At 64.2% G+C, this 21,715-nt stretch carries 1 protein-coding gene (running past one end of the window); it reads left to right on the plus strand.

Annotation, left to right across the window (positions count from 1 at the left end):
* A protein-coding gene (locus LOY67_RS13030; RefSeq protein ID WP_265067559.1) for a non-ribosomal peptide synthetase crosses the window boundary here: on the plus strand, window positions 1-21,715 show its 5' portion. The gene runs 9,197 nt beyond the window's last position; the window shows 21,715 of its 30,912 coding nt (coding positions 1-21,715); its start codon is at window positions 1-3; its stop codon lies off the right edge, out of view.

The following is a 21,715-nucleotide window of genomic DNA, read 5'->3' on the forward strand; positions in this document are numbered from 1 at the left end:
ATGCAATTCAGCGAACTGATGGCAGCTCTTTCCAAGCACCCGATCCGTCTCCAGCAGGACGGCGACAACCTGGTGATCCAGGGCGATGACGAAGGGCTGGACGGTGCGTTGTGGGACAGCCTTACCGCGTATAAGCAGGAATTACTCGATTTGGTGGGGAGCAATGGCGGCGATTGGTTGAGCCCGGCATTTCGCATCACCCCGGACATGTTGCCGCTGGCGCACCTGACCCAGGAGGACATCGACCGGATCGTCGAGAGTGTGCCCGGCGGCGCCAGCAACGTGCAGGACATTTATCCGCTGGCGCCGTTGCAGGAAGGCATTCTTTACCATCACCTGGCCGCGGAACATGGCGATCCCTATGTGCTCCAGGCCTTGTTCGGGGCTGACCGGCGCACACGTCTGGACGACTTTACCCAGGCTCTGCAAGGGGTGATCGATCGCCACGACATCCTGCGCACCTCGGTGGCCTGGGAAGGTCTCGATGAGCCGGTGCAGGTGGTCTGGCGCGCCGCCACCCTGGTGCTGGAAGAGATCGTACTCGATCCGCTTGACGGTGCCATCGAATGGCAATTGCAACAACGTTTCGACACCCGGCACCATCGGCTGGATGTGGGCAAGGCGCCGTTATTGCGCCTGGTCTGCGCGCAGGACCGCCCGAATGAGCGTTGGGTGGCGATCCTGTTGTTTCACCACATGGTACTGGACCATGTGGCGCTGGAACTGGTGCAGCACGAAATGCAGGCGTTCCTGCTCGGCATGCCTGATGCCCTGCCCGAGGTGGTGCCGTATCGCAACTATGTGGCGCAGGTCCGGTTGGGGGCGGGTGAGGACGCCCATGAGGCGTTTTTCCGCGAGATGCTGGCCGATGTCGATGAGCCGACGTTGCCGTTGGGCTTTGCCGAAGTGCCCAAGCGCGAAGCGGCGGTCGAGGAAGTGCGTTTGTCGGTCGATAGCGCGTTGAGCCATCGTCTGCGGGCGCAAGCCCGTCAGTTGGGTGTCAGCGCGGCGAGTTTGCATCACCTGGCCTGGGCCCGTGTGTTGGGCGGGCTTGCGGGCAGGGATGACGTGGTATTCGGTACCGTATTGATGGGCCGGATGCAGGGCGGCGAGGGTGCCGACCGTGCGTTGGGCATGTTTATCAATACCCTGCCATTGCGGGTGCGACCGACCGGGCAAGGCGTGGGTGAAGGTGTGAAGTCCACCCATGAAAGCCTGACGGCCCTGTTGGGTCACGAGCACGCGTCGCTGGCACTGGCCCAGCGTTGCAGCGGCATTCCGGCACCTGCGCCGTTGTTCGGTTCGTTGCTCAACTATCGGTACAGCGGCACGACCCAACAGATGCCGGTGCCCCAGGCACTCAAGGCGTGGGAAGGTTTGCAGGCTCTGGCAAGTGCGGAGGAAACCAACTACCCGCTGACCCTGTCGGTGGATGACCTGGGCGCGGACTTCAGCCTGAGTGTCCTGGCTTTGACGGAAATTGGCGCCCGGCGCGTCGGCGAATGCATGCTGACGGCACTTGAGAGCCTGGTCCAGGCGCTGGAGCAAACCCCGGACATGCCGTTGCGGCGGCTCAATATCCTGTCTCCGGACAAGCATCGGCAGTTGCTGGTGGATTTCAACGCAACCACCCGCAGCTATCCACGGGACAGGACCGTCCATGGGCTGTTCGAAGCGCAAGCGCAGGCTTGTCCTGATGCCGTTGCGGTGGTCCATGAAGGGCACAGCCTGACTTACGGCGAACTCAACGCCAGGGCCAACCGCCTGGCTCGTCACCTGCTCGGCCTGGGCACACAACTGGGCGACAGCGTGGCGATTGCTCTGGAGCGCTCGGTTGACTTGCTGGTCAGCCAGTTGGCCGTTCTCAAATGCGCGGCCGTCTATGTGCCGCTGGATATCAATGCACCGGTCGAACGCCAGCAGTTCATGGTGCAGGACAGCGGCGCCCAGATCGTACTGACGATGAGCACGATGATGGTGCCTGAAGGTGCGCAACGGGTGGACCTGGATGTCGTCGAACTGGATGAGTCGGCCGACAACCTCGACCTGAGCCAGAGCGCCGAATCCGTCGCGTACATCATGTACACCTCCGGCTCCACCGGTACCCCAAAAGGCGTGCTGGTGCCGCATCGGGCGATCAGTCGCTTGGTGATCAACAACGGCTACGCCGACTTCAACGCCCGGGACCGGGTGGCGTTTGCCTCGAACCCGGCCTTCGACGCCAGCACCCTCGACGTCTGGGCGCCGTTGCTCAACGGCGGCTGCGTGGTGGTGGTCGAGCAGGACGTGTTGTTGACCCAGGAGCGTTTTGCGGCGTTGCTGACCGAGCAAGCGGTCAGCGTGCTGTGGATGACGGCCGGTCTGTTCCATCAGTACGCGTCCGGTCTGCTGCCGGTGTTCAAGCAGCTGCGCTACCTGATCGTGGGCGGTGATGTGCTGGATCCGGCGGTGATCGCTCGGGTCATGAAAGACGGTGCGCCGCAGCATCTGCTCAACGGCTATGGCCCGACCGAAGCCACGACGTTCACCACCACTTACGAAATCAAGAGCGTGGGCGAGGGCGGTATCCCGATTGGTCATCCGATCGGCAACACCCGCGTCTATGTGCTGGATGCGAATCAGCAACCCGTGCCGGTGGGTGTGGCGGGCGAGTTGTATATCGGTGGCGATGGCGTGGCGAAGGGTTACCTGAACCGCCCGGAACTGACCGCCGAGAAGTTCGTTGCCGATCCGTTCAGCGCCGATCCGGCCGCTTTGCTCTACCGCACCGGCGACCTGGCACGCTGGCGTGCCGATGGAGCCGTGGATTACCTCGGTCGTAACGACGACCAGGTGAAGATCCGTGGTTTCCGCATTGAACTGGGCGAAATTGAAGCCCGGTTGGGCCAATGCACCGGCGTGAAAGACGCCGTGGTGCTGGCGCGCCAGGACGACAACGGACCGAAACGCCTGGTGGGCTATGTGATTCCCGACGCGGGCGCCACCCTGTCGGTGCACGACCTGCGCAGCCAATTGGCAAGCACGTTGGCTGAGTACATGGTCCCCAGCGCCTTCGTGGTGCTGCCATCCTTCCCGTTGACCGCCAACGGCAAGCTGGACCGCCGCGCACTGCCGACCCCGGACGCCGACGCCTACGCCAGTCGCGAATACGCCGCCCCGCAGGGTGAGATCGAAACCACCCTGGCGCGACTCTGGGCCGAGGTGCTCAAGGTCGAGCGGGTCGGTCGTCACGATCACTTCTTCGAACTGGGCGGTCATTCGCTGTTGGCGGTGACCCTGATCGAACGCATGCGCCAGGCCGGCCTGAGCGCCGACGTGCGCGTGCTGTTCAGCCAGCCGACCGTGATGGCGCTGGCCGCGGCCGTCGGTGGGGGCAAAGAGATCGTGGTCCCGGAAAACCTGATTCCGCTGGATTGCGAACACATCACCCCGGACATGTTGCCGCTGGTCAACCTGAGCCAGGATACGATCGACCGTCTGGTGGCGACCGTACCGGGCGGCGCGCGCAATGTGCAGGACATCTACCCGCTGGCACCGTTGCAGGAAGGCATCCTCTATCACCACCTGGCCGCCGAACAGGGCGACCCCTACGTGCTGCAATCGCAGTTCGCCTTCGACAACTGTGAACGTCTCGAGGCGTTTATCGAAGCCTTACAGGTGGTGATCGATCGCCACGATATCCTGCGTACCAGTGTCGTGTGGGATGGTTTGGAGTCGCCTGTGCAAGTGGTCTGGCGCAAGGCGAAGTTGTACGTCGAAGCGGTCGATCTCGACCCAGCCACCGATGATGCCGTGACGCAACTGCGCCAGCGCTTCGATCCACGGCATCAGCGCCTGGACGTCAGTCGGGCACCGCTGATGCGCCTGGTCCATGGGCAGGACGAAGCCAACCAACGACGGGTCGCAACCTTGCTGTTCCATCACATGGTGCTCGATCACACCGCGCTGGATGTGATGCAGCATGAAATGCAGCTACACCTGCTGGGGCAGGGCGCGCAGTTGGGCGAAGCGATGCCTTATCGTAATTACGTGGCTCAGGCTCGACTGGGTACGAGCGAACAGGAGCACGAAGCTTTTTTCCGCGAGATGCTTGGCGATATCGACGAACCGACGCTGCCGTTCGGCTTGCACAATGTGCAGGGCGACGGCCGTGACATCGAGGAGGTCCGACAGTTTCTGGAGGCGGCGCTGGATTTGCGCGTACGGGCACAGGCGCGTCAGTTGGGCGTGAGCGCCGCCAGCCTGATGCACCTGGCCTGGGCCCAGGTGCTGGGCAAGATCTCCGGCAAGCAGGAGGTGGTGTTCGGCACTGTGCTGATGGGCCGGATGCAGGGCGGTGAGGGGGCCGATCGGACGCTGGGAATGTTCATCAATACCTTGCCATTACGGGTGGACGTGGGTACGCAAGGCGTGCGCGCCGGGGTCAAGGCGACCCACGCCTGCTTGACAGCCTTGTTGGGCCACGAACATGCCTCCCTGGCCTTGGCCCAGCGCTGCTGCGGCGTGGCGGCACCGTTGCCGCTGTTCAGTGCCTTGCTCAACTATCGACACAGCGGCTCGGGCGAGGTCTCGGCACCGGCGGTATGGCAGGGCATGCATGCCCTGAGTGGCGAGGAACGTACCAACTATCCGCTGACCTTGAATGTTGACGACCTGGGCAACGGTTTCAGCCTGACGGTGCTGGTGGCGGCGCAGGTCGGCGCGCAACGGATCTGCGGGTACATGAATACGGCGCTGGAAAAACTCGTGGAGGCGTTGGAGCAGACACCGCAGGCCGCGTTGTATCGCCTGCCGATTCTGCCAACAGCGGAGCGCGAGCAACTGCTGGTGGCGTTCAATGCCACCGAAGCCGAGTATCCGCTGGAACAGACCGTTCATGGGCTGTTCGAGGCGCAGGTGCAACGGACACCGCTCGACGTGGCAGTCCTGCACGGTGAGCAGCATCTGAGTTATCGCGAGCTGAATGAGCGGGCCAACCGCTTGGCCCATTACCTGCGTGGGCAGGGCGTGCGGCCGGATTCGCGAGTGGCGATCTGTGTCGAGCGTGGTCTCGACATGGTGGTTGGGCTGCTGGCGATCCTGAAAGCGGGCGGCGGTTACGTGCCGCTGGATCCGGCGTATCCGGCGGATCGGATTGCCTACATGTTGGAGGACAGCGCGCCGGCGGTGGTGCTGGTTCAGGCTGCGACGGTCGGGTTGTTGGCCGGTGCTTCGATGCCAGTGATCGATCTGGGGAGCGGGCTCTGGCAGGACGAGTCCGTCTCGAATCCGCAGGTGCCCGAGCTGACTTCTGCGCATCTGGCCTACGTGATCTACACCTCCGGTTCCACCGGTTTGCCGAAAGGCGTGATGATCGAACACCGCAATACGGTGAATTTCCTGACCTGGGCCCATCGGTCGTTCGATGCCCAGACATTGTCGAAAACCCTGTTCTCGACGTCGTTGAACTTCGACCTCGCGGTCTACGAGTGCTTCGCGCCGCTGACTTGTGGCGGCAGCATCGAGGTGGTCACCAATGTGCTGGAACTGCAACAAGGCGAGCACGATATCACCCTGATCAACACCGTACCGTCGGCGCTCAAGGCCTTGCTGGAGTCCGGTGGGCTGGGCGAGGGTGTGGACACGGTCAACGTGGCCGGTGAAGCGCTCAAGCGCAGCCTGGTGGAAACCCTGTTCGAACAGACCTCAGTCAAGCGCTTGTGTAACCTCTACGGTCCTTCGGAAACTACGACCTATTCGAGCTGGGTATCGATGGCTCGCGAAGATGGATTTGCCGCGCATATCGGTAAGCCTGTCGCTAATACCCAGTTCTACCTGCTGGATGAGCACAAGCAACCCGTACCGCTGGGTGTTCCAGGGGAAATCTACATCGGTGGCGCAGGGGTGGCGCGGGGTTACCTGAACCGCGACGACCTGACCGCCGAACGCTTCCTCAAGGATCCGTTCAGCAGTGAACCGAACGCCCGGATGTACAGGACCGGCGACCTCGGCCGCTACCTGCCGGACGGCAACATCGAATACCTGGGCCGCAACGACGACCAGGTGAAGATCCGCGGCTTCCGCATCGAACTGGGCGAGATCGAAGCCAAACTCGCCCAGCATGACGCCGTGAAGGAAACGGTGGTGCTGGCCCGCGAAGACGTGCCGGGCGACAAACGCCTGGTCGCCTATTTCACCCAGTCAGCAGCAGTGAACATCGAAACCCTGCGCAGCCATCTGCAAGCGCAACTGCCGGCCTACATGGTTCCGGTGGCCTACGTACACCTCGACGCACTGCCCCTGACCCCCAACGGCAAACTCGACCGCAAAGCGCTGCCGGCCCCCGACCACGACGCACTGATCACCCGCGGCTACGAAGCCCCCCAAGGCGAAATCGAAACCACCCTGGCGCAGATCTGGCAGGACCTGCTCAAGGTCGAGCGCGTCGGCCGTCATGATCACTTCTTCGAACTCGGTGGCCACTCGTTGCTGGCCGTCAGCCTGGTCGGCCGGATGCGCCAGGTCGGTTTGAGCGCCGACGTGCGCGTACTGTTCGGCCAGCCGACCTTGATGGCGCTGGCGGCTGCGGTCGGCAGCGGCAGCGAAATCCAGGTACCGGAAAACGGCATCCTGCTCGGTTGCACGCGGATCACGCCGCCGATGCTGCCCCTGGTGGAGCTGGACCAGCACGCCATCGACCGCATCGTGGACACGGTGCCGGGTGGCGCGCGCAACGTGCAGGACATCTACCCGTTGGCGCCGTTGCAAGAGGGCATTCTCTACCACCACATCGCTGCCGCGTCGGGTGACCCCTACGTGTTGCAAGCGACGTTCACCGTCGCCGATCCCGAGCGGCTGGACGCGTTTGCCCATGCGCTCCAGGGTGTCATCGATCGTCATGACATCCTGCGCACGTCGGTGGTATGGGAGGGCCTGGATGAGCCGGTGCAGGTGGTCTGGCGCAAGGCGCAACTGGCGGTGGAAGAGGTGGTGCTGGCGGCGGGTGCAGGGGATATTGCCGGGCAGTTGCGCGAGCGATTCGACACGCTGCATTACCGCCTCGACATGCAACAGGCGCCGCTGATGCGCATTGCGTTCGCAGAAGACCAGCCCAACCAGCGCTGGGTGGCGATCCTGCTGTTCCACCACATGGCCCTCGATCACACGGCGCTGGAACTGGTGCGCCACGAGATGCAGGCCTACCTGCTGGGCCAGGGCGATCAACTGGGTGAGGCGGTGCCGTTCCGCAACTATGTGGCCCAGGCCCGCCGGGGCGTCAGTCGCGAGGCGCACGAAGAATTCTTCCGCGACATGCTCGGTGACGTCGACGAACCGACCTTGCCGTTCGGCGTGCAGGATGTGCGCGGCGACGGCAGCGATATCGAAGAGGTCGGGTTGCAGCTGTCCGACGACCTGAGCCGCCGCCTGCGGGCCCAGGCCCGTGAGTTGGGCGTGAGCGCGGCGAGCCTGCACCATCTGGCCTGGGCCCAGGTGCTGGGCCAGGTGTCCGGCAAGCAGGACGTGGTGTTCGGCACCGTGTTGATGGGACGCATGCAGGGCGGCGACGGCGCCGAACGGGCGTTGGGCATGTTCATCAACACCTTGCCGTTGCGGGTGGAAGTGGGCACGGGGGATGTGCGCAGCGGCGTGAAGGCGGCCCACACCCGATTGACCGGTTTGCTCGGCCATGAACACGCGTCCCTGGCCCTGGCCCAACGCTGCAGCGGCGTGGTCGCGCCGATGCCGTTGTTCAGCGCCTTGCTTAACTACCGACACAGTACCGTCGATATCAGTTCGAGCGAGGCACTGGCCGCTTGGGATGGCATCGAGATCCTGAGCAACGAAGAACGTACCAACTACCCACTGACGCTGTCGGTGGATGACCTGGGTGAAGGCTTCCTGCTGACGGCGCTGGCCGTGCCGCAGATCGGCGCGCAGCGGGTCTGCGCCTATATGAACATTGCGCTGGAGCACTTGGTGGAGGCCCTGGAGCAGGCCCCGCAGACGCGACTGGACAGCTTGTCGATCCTGCCATCGGCCGAACGCCGGCAACTGCTGGTGGATTTCAACGCAACCACCCGCAGCTATCCACGGGACAGGACCGTCCATGGGCTGTTCGAAGCGCAAGCGCAGGCTCGTCCTGATGCCGTTGCGGCGGTCCACTATGGGCACAAGCTGACTTACGGCGAACTCAACGCCAGGGCCAATCGCCTGGCCCGTCACCTGACCGGCCTTGGCGTCAAGCCGGGTGAGCGCGTGGCGATCCTGCTGGAGCGTTCGATTGACCTGCTGGTCAGCCAGTTGGCCATCCTCAAATGCGCGGCGGCTTATGTGCCGCTGGACATCCACGCGCCCCTGGAACGTCAGGACTTCATGGTGCAGGACAGCGGGGCGAACATCCTGCTGACCCTGAGCGCTACGACCACACCGCAAGGCATGACGCGGGTGGATCTGGACACCGTGGTGCTGGACGGAACCTTTGATGACCTGAACCTGATGCAGAGCGCCGAATCCGTCGCCTACATCATGTACACCTCCGGTTCCACCGGAATGCCGAAGGGCGTGCTGGTGCCGCATCGGGCGATCAGTCGCTTGGTGATCAACAACGGCTACGCGGATTTCAACGCCCGGGATCGTGTGGCGTTTGCCTCCAACCCGGCCTTCGATGCCAGCACCCTCGATGTCTGGGCGCCGTTGCTCAACGGCGGGTGCGTGGTGGTGGTCGAGCAGGATGTGTTGCTGTCCCAGGAGCGGTTTGCGGCGTTGCTGACCGAGCAAGCGGTCAGCGTGCTGTGGATGACCGCCGGCCTGTTCCATCAGTACGCCGCTGGTCTGCTGCCGGTGTTCAAGCAACTGCGCTACCTGATCGTGGGCGGTGACGTGTTGGATCCGGCGGTGATCGGTCGTGTCCTGAAAGACGGCGCGCCGCAGCATCTGCTCAACGGCTATGGTCCGACCGAAGCCACGACGTTCACCACCACTTACGAAATAAAAAACGTGGGTGAGGGCGGAATCCCGATTGGTCATCCGATCGGCAACACCCGCGTCTATGTGCTGGATGCGAATCAGCAGCCCGTGCCGGTGGGTGTGGCGGGCGAGTTGTATATCGGTGGCGATGGCGTGGCGAAGGGTTACCTGAACCGCCCCGAGCTGACCGCCGAGAAGTTCGTCGCCGACCCGTTCAGCGCCGATCCGGCGGCCTTGCTCTACCGCACCGGCGACCTGGCGCGCTGGCGTGCCGATGGAGCCGTGGATTACCTCGGTCGTAACGACGACCAGGTGAAGATCCGTGGTTTCCGTATCGAACTGGGCGAAATTGAAGCCCGGTTGGGCCAATGCACTGGCGTCAAAGACGCCGTGGTACTGGCACGACAGGACGACAACGGACCGAAACGCCTGGTGGGCTATGTGATTCCCGACGCGGGCGGCATCCTGTCGGTGCACGACCTGCGCAGCCAATTGGCAAGCACGTTGGCTGAGTACATGGTCCCCAGCGCCTTCGTCGTGCTGCCATCCTTCCCGTTGACCGCCAACGGCAAACTGGATCGCCGCGCACTGCCGGCGCCGGACGCCGACGCCTATGCCAGTCGCGAATACGCCGCCCCGCAGGGCGAGATCGAAACCACCCTGGCGCGACTCTGGGCCGAGGTGCTCAAGGTCGAGCGGGTCGGTCGTCACGATCACTTCTTCGAACTGGGCGGTCATTCGCTGTTGGCGGTGACCCTGATCGAGCGCATGCGCCAGGCCGGCCTGAGCGCCGACGTGCGCGTGCTGTTCAGCCAGCCGACCCTGGCGGCGCTGGCGGCGGCCATCGGCAGTGGCAGGGAAATCGAGGTGCCGGCGAACCTGATTGAGTCCGGCTGTGAACATATCACCCCGGCCATGCTTCCGCTGGTCACCCTGGACCAACAGACGATTGACCGGATCGTCGCCACCGTTCCGGGTGGTGCTGCCAACGTGCAGGACATCTACCCGCTGGCACCGTTGCAGGAAGGCATCCTTTATCACCACCTGGCCGCCGAGCAGGGCGACCCCTACGTGCTGCAGTCGCAGTTCGCCTTCGACAACCGCGAACGTCTCGACGTATTTATCGAGGCGTTGCAGGTAGTGATCGACCGTCACGACATCCTGCGCACCAGCGTGGCCTGGGAAGGCCTGGACGAACCGGTGCAACTGGTCTGGCGCCACGTGAAGCTGGAGTCGCAGTGCTTCGAAGCCGATGCCACGGCCGGCGATGTCGCCACGCAACTGGCGAGCCGCTTCGATGCGCGCCACTATCGCCTGGACCTGCGCCGTGCACCGATGCTGCAACTGATCTACGCCCGGGACGAGGCCCAGGACCGTTGGGTGGCGATCCTGCTTTTCCATCACATGGCCCTGGACCATACCGCGCTGGATGTGATGCAGCATGAAATGCAGCTGCACCTGCTGGGACAAGGCGAGCGGTTGGGCGAAGCGATGCCTTATCGCAACTACGTGGCCCAGGCGCGCCTGGGGGCGAGCGAGGCGGAACACGAGGCGTTCTTCCGCGACATGCTGGGCGATATCGACGAGCCAACACTGCCCTTCGGCTTGCAGGATGTACAGGGGGACGGCCATGGCATCGACGAGGTCTGCGAGCCGGTGGATCTTGCGCTGTCCAGGCGCCTGCGGGCCCAGGCCCGGCATCTGGGCGTCAGTGCCGCCAGCCTGGTGCACCTGGCCTGGGCGCAAGTATTGGGCAAAGTGTCCGGCAGCCAGGAAGTGGTGTTCGGCACGGTATTGCTGGGCCGGATGCAGGGCGGCGAAGGGGCTGACCGAGCGCTGGGGATGTTCATCAACACCTTGCCCTTGCGCGTGGACGTAGGCGCCCAGGATGTTCGTAGCGGGGTCAAGGCGACCCACGCCCGACTGACGGCCCTGCTTGGTCACGAACATGCCTCCCTGGCACTGGCCCAGCGTTGCAGTGGCGTGGCGGCACCGACGCCGTTGTTCAGCGCCTTGCTCAACTACCGTCACAGCGCCGCCGAGGTGACCCAGGACGCCCTCTCGGCCTGGAGCGGGATCGAGGCGCTGAAAGGTGACGAACGCACCAACTACCCGCTGACCCTCAACGTCGATGACCTGGGAGAAGGTTTCGCCCTTACGGCCCTGGTCGACACTTCGATCGGTGCGGCACGCATCTGCGGCTACATGCAGATGGCCCTGGACAACCTGGTCACCGCCCTGGAGCACGCGCCGGACACCGCACTGCAAGCCCTGACGGTCTTGCCGCCGGCCGAACGCCGGCAGTTGCTGGAAACCTGGAACACCCGGGACGCCGAATATGCCGCAGACGCCTTGATCCATCGTCAGTTCGAAGCCTGGGCAATGGCCCAGCCGGACGCCGTGGCGGTGATCCATGAAGAGCAGACGCTGACTTACGGTCAGCTCAATGCCCGCGCCAACCAGTTGGCCCACCGCCTGTTGGCCCTGGGTATTCGCCCGGATGACCGGGTGGCAATCTGTGTCGAGCGCGGCCTGGACATGATCGTCGGCCTGTTGGGTATCTTGAAGGCGGGGGCGGGCTACGTGCCGCTGGACCCGGCCTATCCGGCGGAACGTATCGCCTACATGCTGCACGACAGCAGCCCGGTGGCGCTGGTGACCCAGCAGGAATGGCGTGAAACCTTGCCACCATTGAGCGTACCGACCGTGCTGCTCGACCCGCTCGATGCCAGCGAAATCGACCAGCAGCCACGGCATAATCCGGATGTGCCGGGCCTTGAGGCCAGCCACCTGGCCTATGTGATCTACACCTCCGGCTCCACCGGTTTGCCCAAGGGCGTGATGGTCGAGCACCGCAACGTCGCGCGGTTGTTCTCGGCCACCCAGCCGTGGTTCGATTTCGGCCCACAAGACGTCTGGGCACTGTTCCATTCCTTTGCCTTCGATTTCTCGGTCTGGGAAATCTGGGGCGCGCTGACCCACGGCGGCCGCTTGCTGGTGGTGCCGCAACTGGTCAGCCGCTCCCCGCAATATTGCTATGCACTGCTGTGCGAGACTGGGGTGACCATCCTCAACCAGACGCCGAGCGCGTTCCGCCAATTGATCGCGGCCCAGGGCGAAAGCGACCTGGACCACAGCCTGCGGCAAGTGATTTTCGGCGGTGAAGCACTGGAAACCGGGATCCTCAAGCCCTGGTATTCCCGCGAAGCCAATGCCCGCACGCAATTGGTGAACATGTACGGCATCACCGAAACCACCGTGCACGTGACTTACCGTGCGCTCTGTGCCGCCGATGCCCAACTGACCGGCGTCAGCCCCATCGGCAAACGCATCCCTGACTTGCAGTTGTACGTGCTCGACGCACAACGCGAACCCGTACCAGTCGGTGTGGTCGGCGAAATGTACGTCGGTGGCGCGGGTGTGAGCCGTGGTTATCTGAATCGCGATGAGCTGACCGCCGAGCGTTTCCTCGACAACCCGTTCAGCGATGAGCCGAACGCCCGCATGTACAAGACCGGTGACCTCGGTCGCTGGCTGGCGGACGGCAGTATCGAATACCTGGGACGCAACGACGACCAGGTGAAGATCCGCGGTTTCCGTATCGAGCTGGGTGAGATCGAGGCCAAGCTGGCCGCCTGCAACGGCGTGCGTGAAGCCGTGGTGCTGGCGCGCCAGGACACCCCGGGTGACCAGCGCCTGGTGGCCTATGTGATTGCCGAGGAGGGCGAGCCACCGACGGCGGCCGAGCTGCGCGCCGAGCTGCTGGGTTCCCTGGCGGAATACATGGTGCCCAGCGCGTTCGTGATGTTGACGGTGTTCCCGCTGACCACCAACGGCAAGCTGGACCGCAAGGCGCTGCCGGTGCCCGACCAGTCCTCGGTGGTGACCCGTGAGTACGAGGCGCCCCAAGGCGAGGTCGAAACGGCGATTGCGCGGATCTGGCAAGACCTGCTGCAAGTGGAGCAGGTGGGGCGTCATGACCACTTCTTTGAAATGGGCGGTCACTCCCTGTTGGCGGTGAAACTGGTCGAGCGCATGCGTCAGGTTGACCTGGCTGCCGATGTCCGCGTGCTGTTCGGCCAGCCGACGTTGGCGGCATTGGCGGCGGCCGTAGGCGGCGTGCGCGAAATCGTGGTGCCGGCCAACCTCATTCCCGCCGACTGCACGCGGATCACCCCGGACATGCTGCCCCTGGTCGACCTGGACCAGGACGGCATCGACCGCATCGTCGCGTCAGTGCCGGGCGGTGTGCGCAACGTGCAGGACATCTATGCTCTCGCGCCGTTGCAGGAAGGCATTCTGTATCACCACCTCGCTGCGGCCCAGGGCGACCCCTATCTGCAATATGTACAGTTCACCTACGACAGTCGCTCCCGCTTGGACGACTTTGCCAAGGCGTTGCAAGGCGTACTGTCCCGCCACGATATCCTGCGCACCGGCGTGGTCTGGGAAGGGCTGGACGAACCGGTGCAAGTGGTCTGGCGCGAGGCGCAACTGCAACTCGATGAGATCGTGCTGGACCCGGCGGCGGGGGACATCGCGCAACAACTGCGCGAGCACCTGGACCCACGGCATTACCGCCTGGACATCCGTCAGGCGCCGATGATGCGTATCGGCTATGCCGAAGACGTGGCGAACAATCGCTGGGTCGGCATGCTGTTGTTCCATCACATGGTCGACGACGCGACGTCCCTGGCCATGCTCACGGCGGAAATCGAAGCCCATGTGATGGGGCGCGAGCATCTGCTGGCAGCTTCGGTGCCGTATCGCAACTACGTGGCCCAGGCGCGCCTGGGCATCAGCCGCGAGGAGCACGAAGGGTTCTTCCGCGAGATGCTCGGCGATGTGACCGAACCGACGTTGCCGTTCGGCCTGCTGGATGTGCAAGGCGACGGACGTGGGATCGAAGAGGTCCGCCAGCCGGTCGATGGGGCGCTCAGCCAGCGCTTGCGGGCGCAGGCCCGCCAACTTGGCGTGAGCGCGGCGAGCCTGTATCACCTGGCCTGGGCACAGGTACTGGGCCGTGTCTCGGGCAAGGACGACGTCGTGTTCGGCACTGTGTTGCTGGGCCGGATGCAGGGCGGCGAGGGCGCCGACCGGGCGCTGGGGATGTTCATCAACACCTTGCCGTTGCGTGTGGAGCTGGGTGCGCAGGGCGTGCGCGCCGGGGTCAAGGCGACCCATGCACGCTTGACCGCCTTGCTCGGCCATGAGCATGCCTCGTTGGTCCTGGCCCAGCGTTGCAGTGGCGTGACCGCGCCGGCACCGTTGTTCAGCGCGCTGCTGAACTATCGCCACCTCGGTGCGCAGACGGCCTCCAGCGAAGCCATCGCGGCCTGGGAAGGTATCCAGGTTCTGGGCGGCGAAGAGCGGACCAACTATCCGCTGACGTTGTCGGTGGATGACCTGGGTGAAGACTTCAACCTGACCGTCATGGCCGAGGCGTCCATAGGCGCCGGGCGTGTCTGCGGCTATGTGCAATGTGTGCTGGAGCATCTGCTGGAGGCGCTGGAGCAATCGCCCCAGGCGCCGTTGAACGGGTTGCAGATCCTGCCGCCGGACGAGCGCCGACAGTTGCTGGAAACCTGGAATGCCTCGGATGTGGCCTACGCCGACAATGCGCTGATCCATGGGCAGTTCGAAGCCCGGGCGGCGGTACAACCCGATGCAGTGGCCGTGGTGTTCGAGAACCGGACACTGAACTACGGCGAACTCAACGCCCGGGCCAACCAGCTCGCCCATCATTTGCTGTCCCTGGGCATTCGCCCGGATGATCGGGTGGCGATCTGTGTCGAGCGTGGTCTGGACATGATCGTCGGCCTGTTGGGCATCCTCAAGGCGGGGGCAGGGTATGTACCGTTGGATCCGGCCTATCCGGCCGAGCGCCTCGCCTACCTGTTGCAGGACAGTGCGCCTGTGGCCGTGTTGGTACAGACCACGACACGTCGCTTGTTGGCCGACATTTCGCTGCCTGTGGTCGATCTCGATGGCGACGACTGGCAGGACCAGTCCGTGCGCAATCCGCAGGTGGTGGGGTTGGATGCCAGCCACCTGGCCTACGTGATCTACACCTCGGGTTCGACCGGCTTGCCGAAAGGGGTGATGGTCGAGCATCGCAACGTCGCGCGACTGTTCTCGGCCACGCAAGCGTGGTTCGACTTCGGCCCGCAGGACGTCTGGGCGCTGTTCCATTCCTTCGCCTTCGACTTCTCGGTCTGGGAAATCTGGGGGGCGCTGACCCACGGTGGCCGCCTGTTGGTCGTGCCGCAACTGGTCAGCCGCTCGCCGCAGGAATGTTACGCGCTGTTGTGCGAGGCCGGCGTCACGGTGTTGAACCAGACGCCGAGCGCGTTCCGCCAGTTGATCGCGGCCCAGGGCGAAAGCGAGCTGAGCCACAGTCTTCGTCAAGTGATTTTCGGTGGCGAGGCGCTGGAAACCGGCATTCTCAAGCCTTGGTATGCCCGTGAGATCAATGCCCAGACGCAATTGGTCAACATGTACGGCATCACCGAAACCACGGTGCACGTGACCTATCGTGCACTGTGTGCGGCGGATGCGCAGTTGGTCGGGGTCAGCCCGATTGGCGGGCGTATTCCCGACCTGCAACTGTACGTACTCGACGCCCGACGCGAACCGGTGCCGGTCGGCGTAGTCGGTGAAATGTACGTCGGCGGCGCGGGCGTCAGCCGGGGTTACCTGAACCGCGCTGAATTGACCGCGGAACGCTTCCTGGCCAATCCGTTCAGCAGCGAGCCGAATGCCCGCCTGTACAAGACTGGCGACCTCGGTCGTTGGTTGGCGGACGGCAGCATCGAATACCTCGGACGCAACGACGATCAGGTCAAGATCCGCGGCTTCCGTATCGAACTGGGCGAGATCGAGGCAACGCTGGCCGCCTGCGAGGGTATCAGCGAAGCGGTGGTCATCGCCCGCGAGGACGAGCCGGGCGACAAGCGCCTGGTGGCCTATGTGATCGCCGAAGAAGGCGCGCAACCATCGGCGGCCGACCTGCGCACCCAGTTGCTGGGTTCGCTGGCGGACTACATGGTGCCAAGCGCCTTCGTGATGCTTGAAGCGTTCCCGCTGACCACCAACGGCAAGCTGGATCGCAAGGCGTTGCCGGCGCCGGATCAATCGGCGGTGATCAGCCGCGAATACGAAGCCCCCCAAGGGGAAGTGGAAAGCGCCATCGCGCGGATCTGGCAGGAGTTGCTCAAGCTCGAACAAGTGGGTCGTCACGACAACTTCTTCGAACTGGGTGGGCATTCGCTGCTGGCGGTTAAACTGATCGAGCGCATGCGTCAGGTCGATCTGGTTGCGGACGTGCGCGTGCTGTTCGGCCAGCCGACCCTGGCCGCGTTGGCGGCGGCCGTGGGCGGTGCCCACGAAGTCGTGGTGCCGGCCAACCTGATCCCGCACGGTTGCACACGGATCACTCCGGACATGCTGCCCCTGGCCGACCTGGACCAAGAGGCCATCGACCGTATTGTGGCGACAGTGCCGGGCGGCGTCGCCAATGTGCAGGACATCTACGCCCTGGCGCCGTTGCAGGAAGGCATTCTCTACCATCACCTGGCCGCAGAGCAGGGCGATCCCTACGTGTTGCAGGTGCTGTTCGGCTTTGACCATCGCGAGCGCCTGCAAGCCTTTGCCCAGGCCTTGCAGAGCGTGGTGTCGCGTAACGATATCCTGCGCACCAGCATGGTCTGGCAGGGCCTGGCGTCACCGGTGCAAGTGGTCTGGCGCCACGCGACGCTGGCCCTTGAGGAAATCGAGCTGGATCCGGCGGCGGGCGATGCCGTGCAACAGCTGCACGAACGCTTCGATCCACGTCACTACCGTCTGGACATTGCCCAGGCGCCGCTGATGCGGCTGGCCTATGCCCAGGATCTGGCGAACCAGCGTTGGGTCGGCATGTTGCTGTTCCATCACATGGCGCTGGACCACACCGCTCTTGAGGTGGTGGTGCATGAAATGCAGGCCAGCTTGCTGGATCAGGCAGAGCTGCTCGCACCGGCTGTGCCGTACCGCAACCATGTGGCCCAGGCCCGGTTGGGCGTGAGTCGCGAACAGCACGAAGCGTTCTTCCGCGACATGCTGGGCGATATCGACGAACCGACGCTGCCGTTCGGTCTGCAAGACGTGCAGGGCGACGGCAGCGGCATCGAAGAAGTGCAGCAAGGTGTGGATGCGGCATTGGCCCAGCGCTTGCGGGTGCAGGCCCGTCAGCTCGGCGTGAGTGCGGCAAGCCTGGTCCACCTGGCCTGGGCCCAGGTGGTCGGGCGTGTCTCGGGGCGTGAGGAGGTGGTGTTCGGCACCGTGCTGATGGGCCGGATGCAGGGCGGCGACGGCGCGGACCGGGCGTTGGGGATGTTCATCAACACCTTGCCGTTGCGGGTGAGTGTGGGGCAGACCAACGTCCGTGCAGGGGTGAAGGCAACCCACGCCCGGTTGAGTGGGTTGTTGGGACATGAACATGCTTCCCTGGCATTGGCCCAGCGTTGCAGCGGCGTCCCGGCCTCGCTGCCATTGTTCAGCACGCTGTTGAACTATCGCCACAGTGCCGGTGAAGCCGCGTCCGACCAGGCCATTTCGGCCTGGCACGGGATTCACACCCTGAGCATGGAAGAGCGGACCAACTACCCGTTGTGCCTGAACGTCGACGACCTGGGCGACGGCTTCATGCTGACGGCCCAGGCGGTGGCCGAGGTGGGGGCACGACGTGTCTGCGGTTACATGCACATGGCGCTGGAGAGTCTGGTGCAAGCGCTGGAGCACACACCTGACGCCGCATTGCGCGAATTGTCGATTGTGCCGGCCGACGAACGCGAGCAATTGCTGGTGGCGTTCAACGCCACCGACGCCGAGTATCCGCTGGAGCAAACCATCCACGGGTTGTTCGAGGAGCAGGTGCGGCGCACGCCGGATGCGCTGGCGGTGCGGCATGGCCGGCAGCAGCTCAACTATCGCGAGCTCAATGGGCTGTCCAACCGGTTGGCTCTTTACCTGCGCAAACAAGGTGTACAGCCGGACTCGCGGGTGGCGATCTGCGTTGAACGCGGCCTCGACATGGTCGTCGGCTTGCTGGCGATTCTGAAGGCGGGGGGCGGTTATGTGCCGCTGGATCCAGCTTATCCGGCGGATCGCATTGCCTACATGCTCGAGGACAGCGCCCCGGCGGCGATCCTGGTGCAAAAGGCCACGCGCGGTTTGCTGGGTGAAACGAGTGTGCCAGTGATCGACCTCGACAAGGGTGTCTGGCAGGACGAGACGGCGCCCAATCCGCAGGTCGACGGCCTGACCTCGGCGCATCTGGCCTACGTGATCTATACCTCGGGTTCGACCGGGTTGCCCAAGGGCGTGATGATCGAACACCGCAACACGGTGAACTTCCTGACCTGGGCGCATCGGTCGTTCGATACCCAGACTCTGTCGAAAACCCTGTTTTCGACTTCGCTGAACTTCGACCTGGCGGTCTATGAATGCTTTGCACCGTTGACGTCGGGCGGCAGCATCGAAGTCGTCACTAATGTGCTGGAACTGCAACAGGGCGAGCACGACGTCACCCTGATCAACACCGTGCCGTCGGCGCTCAAGGCGTTGCTGGAATCTGGTGGGCTGGGCGAGGGCGTGGACACGGTGAACGTGGCCGGTGAAGCCCTCAAGCGCAGCCTGGTGGAAGCGCTGTTCGAACAGACTTCGGTCAAGCGCCTGTGCAATCTCTATGGGCCCTCGGAAACCACGACCTATTCGAGTTGGGTGTCGATGGCTCGTGAAGACGGGTTTGCCGCGCACATCGGCAAGCCGGTGGCGAATACTCAGTTCTACTTGCTGGACGAACATAAACAACCGGTGCCGCTGGGCGTACCTGGGGAAATCTACATCGGTGGCGCAGGGGTGGCGCGGGGTTATCTCAACCGTGATGATCTGACGGCCGAACGTTTTCTCAGCGACCCGTTCAGCGGTGCTGCAAACGCCCGGATGTACAAGACCGGCGACCTTGGCCGCTACCTGCCGGATGGCAACATCGAATACCTGGGCCGCAACGACGATCAGGTGAAGATCCGTGGTTTCCGCATCGAACTGGGCGAGATCGAAGCCAAACTCGCCCAACACGACGCCGTGAAGGAAACAGTGGTACTGGCTCGCGAAGACGTACCAGGCGATAAGCGTCTGGTCGCCTATTTCACCCAGTCAGCAGCAGTGGACATCGAAACCCTGCGCAGCCATCTGCAAGCGCGGTTGCCGGAATACATGGTGCCCGTAGCCTACGTACTTCTCGACGCACTGCCGTTGACCCCCAACGGCAAGCTCGACCGCAAGGCCCTGCCTGCACCCGATCACGATGCCTTGATCACCCGTGGCTACGAAGCTCCCCAAGGCGAAATCGAAACCACGTTGGCGCAGATCTGGCAGGACCTGCTGGGCCTGCAACAGGTCGGCCGTCACGACCACTTCTTCGAGCTGGGTGGCCATTCGTTGCTGGCGATGCAACTGATTTCCCAGGTCCGTTTGCGTCTGGGCGTGGAACTGAGCCTGACGGCGCTGTTTGCTCATCCCGTACTCATGGCACTGGCGCAGGCCGTGTCCCAGGCCGGGCGCAGCACATTGCCGGAGATCGTCAGGGCCTCCCGCGACGAATCCTTGCCGCTGTCGTTCGCCCAACAGCGCCTGTGGTTCCTGGCGCAGATGGAAGGGGCCAGCTCGGCCTACCATATGCCGGCAGGCCTGCGTCTGCGCGGCACGCTGGATCGCGTCGCCCTGCAACGGGCGCTGGATCGCATCGTCGCCCGTCATGAGGCGCTGCGGACCACCTTCGTGCAGGCCCACGGCGAGGAGGCCCGGCAGTGTATCGCCGCAGCCGACAGCGGTTTTGCCTTGCTGCAACATGACTGGTCCGACCGGACCAATGCCGAAGCCGACCTGCACGCCCTGGCGGCGCGGGAAGCCGCCGACGCCTTCGACCTGGAGCATGGCCCGCTGATCCGTGGCCGGTTGATCCGCCTGGGCGACGAGGACCATGTGCTGCTGGTGACCATGCACCACATCGTTTCGGATGCCTGGTCCATCGGTGTGCTGATCAAGGAACTGGCGGCGCTCTACGAAGCGTTCCGCCATGACCTGGACGATCCGCTGCCGGCGCTGACCGTGCAATACGGCGACTACGCCTTGTGGCAACGTCGCTGGTTGAGCGGTGAGGTGTTGCAGGCCCAGAGCAGCTACTGGCAGCAAACCCTGGCCGATGCACCGGCGCTGCTGATGTTGCCGACGGACCGGCCGCGCCCGGCGCAGCAGGACTACAGCGGGGCGGCGCTGCCGCTGGCGTTCGACGCCGAGCTGACGGCCGACCTCAAAGCCTTGAGCCAGCGTCATGGCGTGACCCTGTACATGACGTTGATGGCGGCCTGGGCGGCATTGTTGAGTCGCCTTTGCGGCCAGGACGACGTGGTGATCGGTTCGCCGGTGGCCAACCGCACACGTTCGGAAGTCGAAGGGCTGATCGGCTTCTTCGTCAACACCCTGGCCGTGCGCGTCGATGTCTCGGGCGCGCCGACCGTCGAATCCCTGCTGGCGCGGGTCAAGACCCAGGCCCTGGGTGCCCAGGCGCACCAGGACCTGCCGTTCGAGCAGGTGGTGGAAATACTCAAGCCGGTGCGCAGCCTGTCCCACAGCCCGCTGTTCCAGGCGATGTTGTCCTGGCAGACCCTGGACAACCGCGAACTGGTGCTGGGCGACCTGAAACTCGAAGGCCTGGGCGTGGCGAACACCGTCGCCAAGTTCGACCTGTCCCTGGAACTCGGCGAGGCCCAGGGGCAGATCTTCGGCGCCCTGGAATACGCCACGGCTTTGTTCGACGAGACCACGGTGCAGCGTTACCTCGGTTACTTCGAGCGGATGGTGCGCGCCATGGTGGCGAGTGATCAGGCGCTGATTGAGCAGATTGCGCTGGTGGATGACGCCGAACGCCAGCATCTGCTGGTGGGGCTCAACGCCAACCAGGCAGCGTACCCCCGTGAACGGACGATCCATCAGCTCTTCGAAGCCCAGGTCGCGGCCCGGCCGCAGGCCATTGCCGTGGTGTTCGAAGGCGAGCGCCTGAGCTACGCCGAACTGAACCGCCAGGCCAACCAACTGGCGCACCATCTGATCGGGCTGGGCATCCGCCCGGACGACCGCGTGGCGATCTGCGTCGAGCGCAGCGCCGAGATGCTGGTGGGCCTGTTGGCCGTACTCAAGGCCGGCGGCGGCTACGTGCCGCTGGACCCTGCGTACCCGGCCGAACGATTGGCCTACATGATCGCCGACAGTGCCCCGGTCGCGCTGCTGACCCAACGCGCGCTGCAAGACCGCCTGCCGCCACTGGCAGCGCCGGTGGTGCTGCTCGACTACGTCGAACGGGTGCGCAGCGGCATTGCCGCAGGTCGTGAAGACAACCCGGTGGTGGCGACCCTCGGCGTGCGCCACCTGGCCTACGTGATCTACACCTCGGGTTCCACCGGCGCGCCCAAGGGCGTGATGATCGAACACCGTGGCCTGGTCAATTACTGCGTGGACGCCGTGCGGCTGTTCGAGCTGACGCCGGCCGACACGGTGCTGCAGCAGAACACGCTGAACTTCGACCTGTCGGTGGAAGAGATTTTCCCGGCGCTGGTCGTCGGTGCCACCCTGGCGCCGACCCGACAGCTGTTCGGTAGCGTCGAGTTGCAGCAGGACGCCGAGATCCGGCCGACTTTCCTGCATTTGACCGCTGCACATTGGCATACCCTGG

Origin of the sequence: Pseudomonas sp. B21-056 (assembly GCF_026016325.1) — a bacterium.
Classification (GTDB): Bacteria; Pseudomonadota; Gammaproteobacteria; order Pseudomonadales; family Pseudomonadaceae; genus Aquipseudomonas.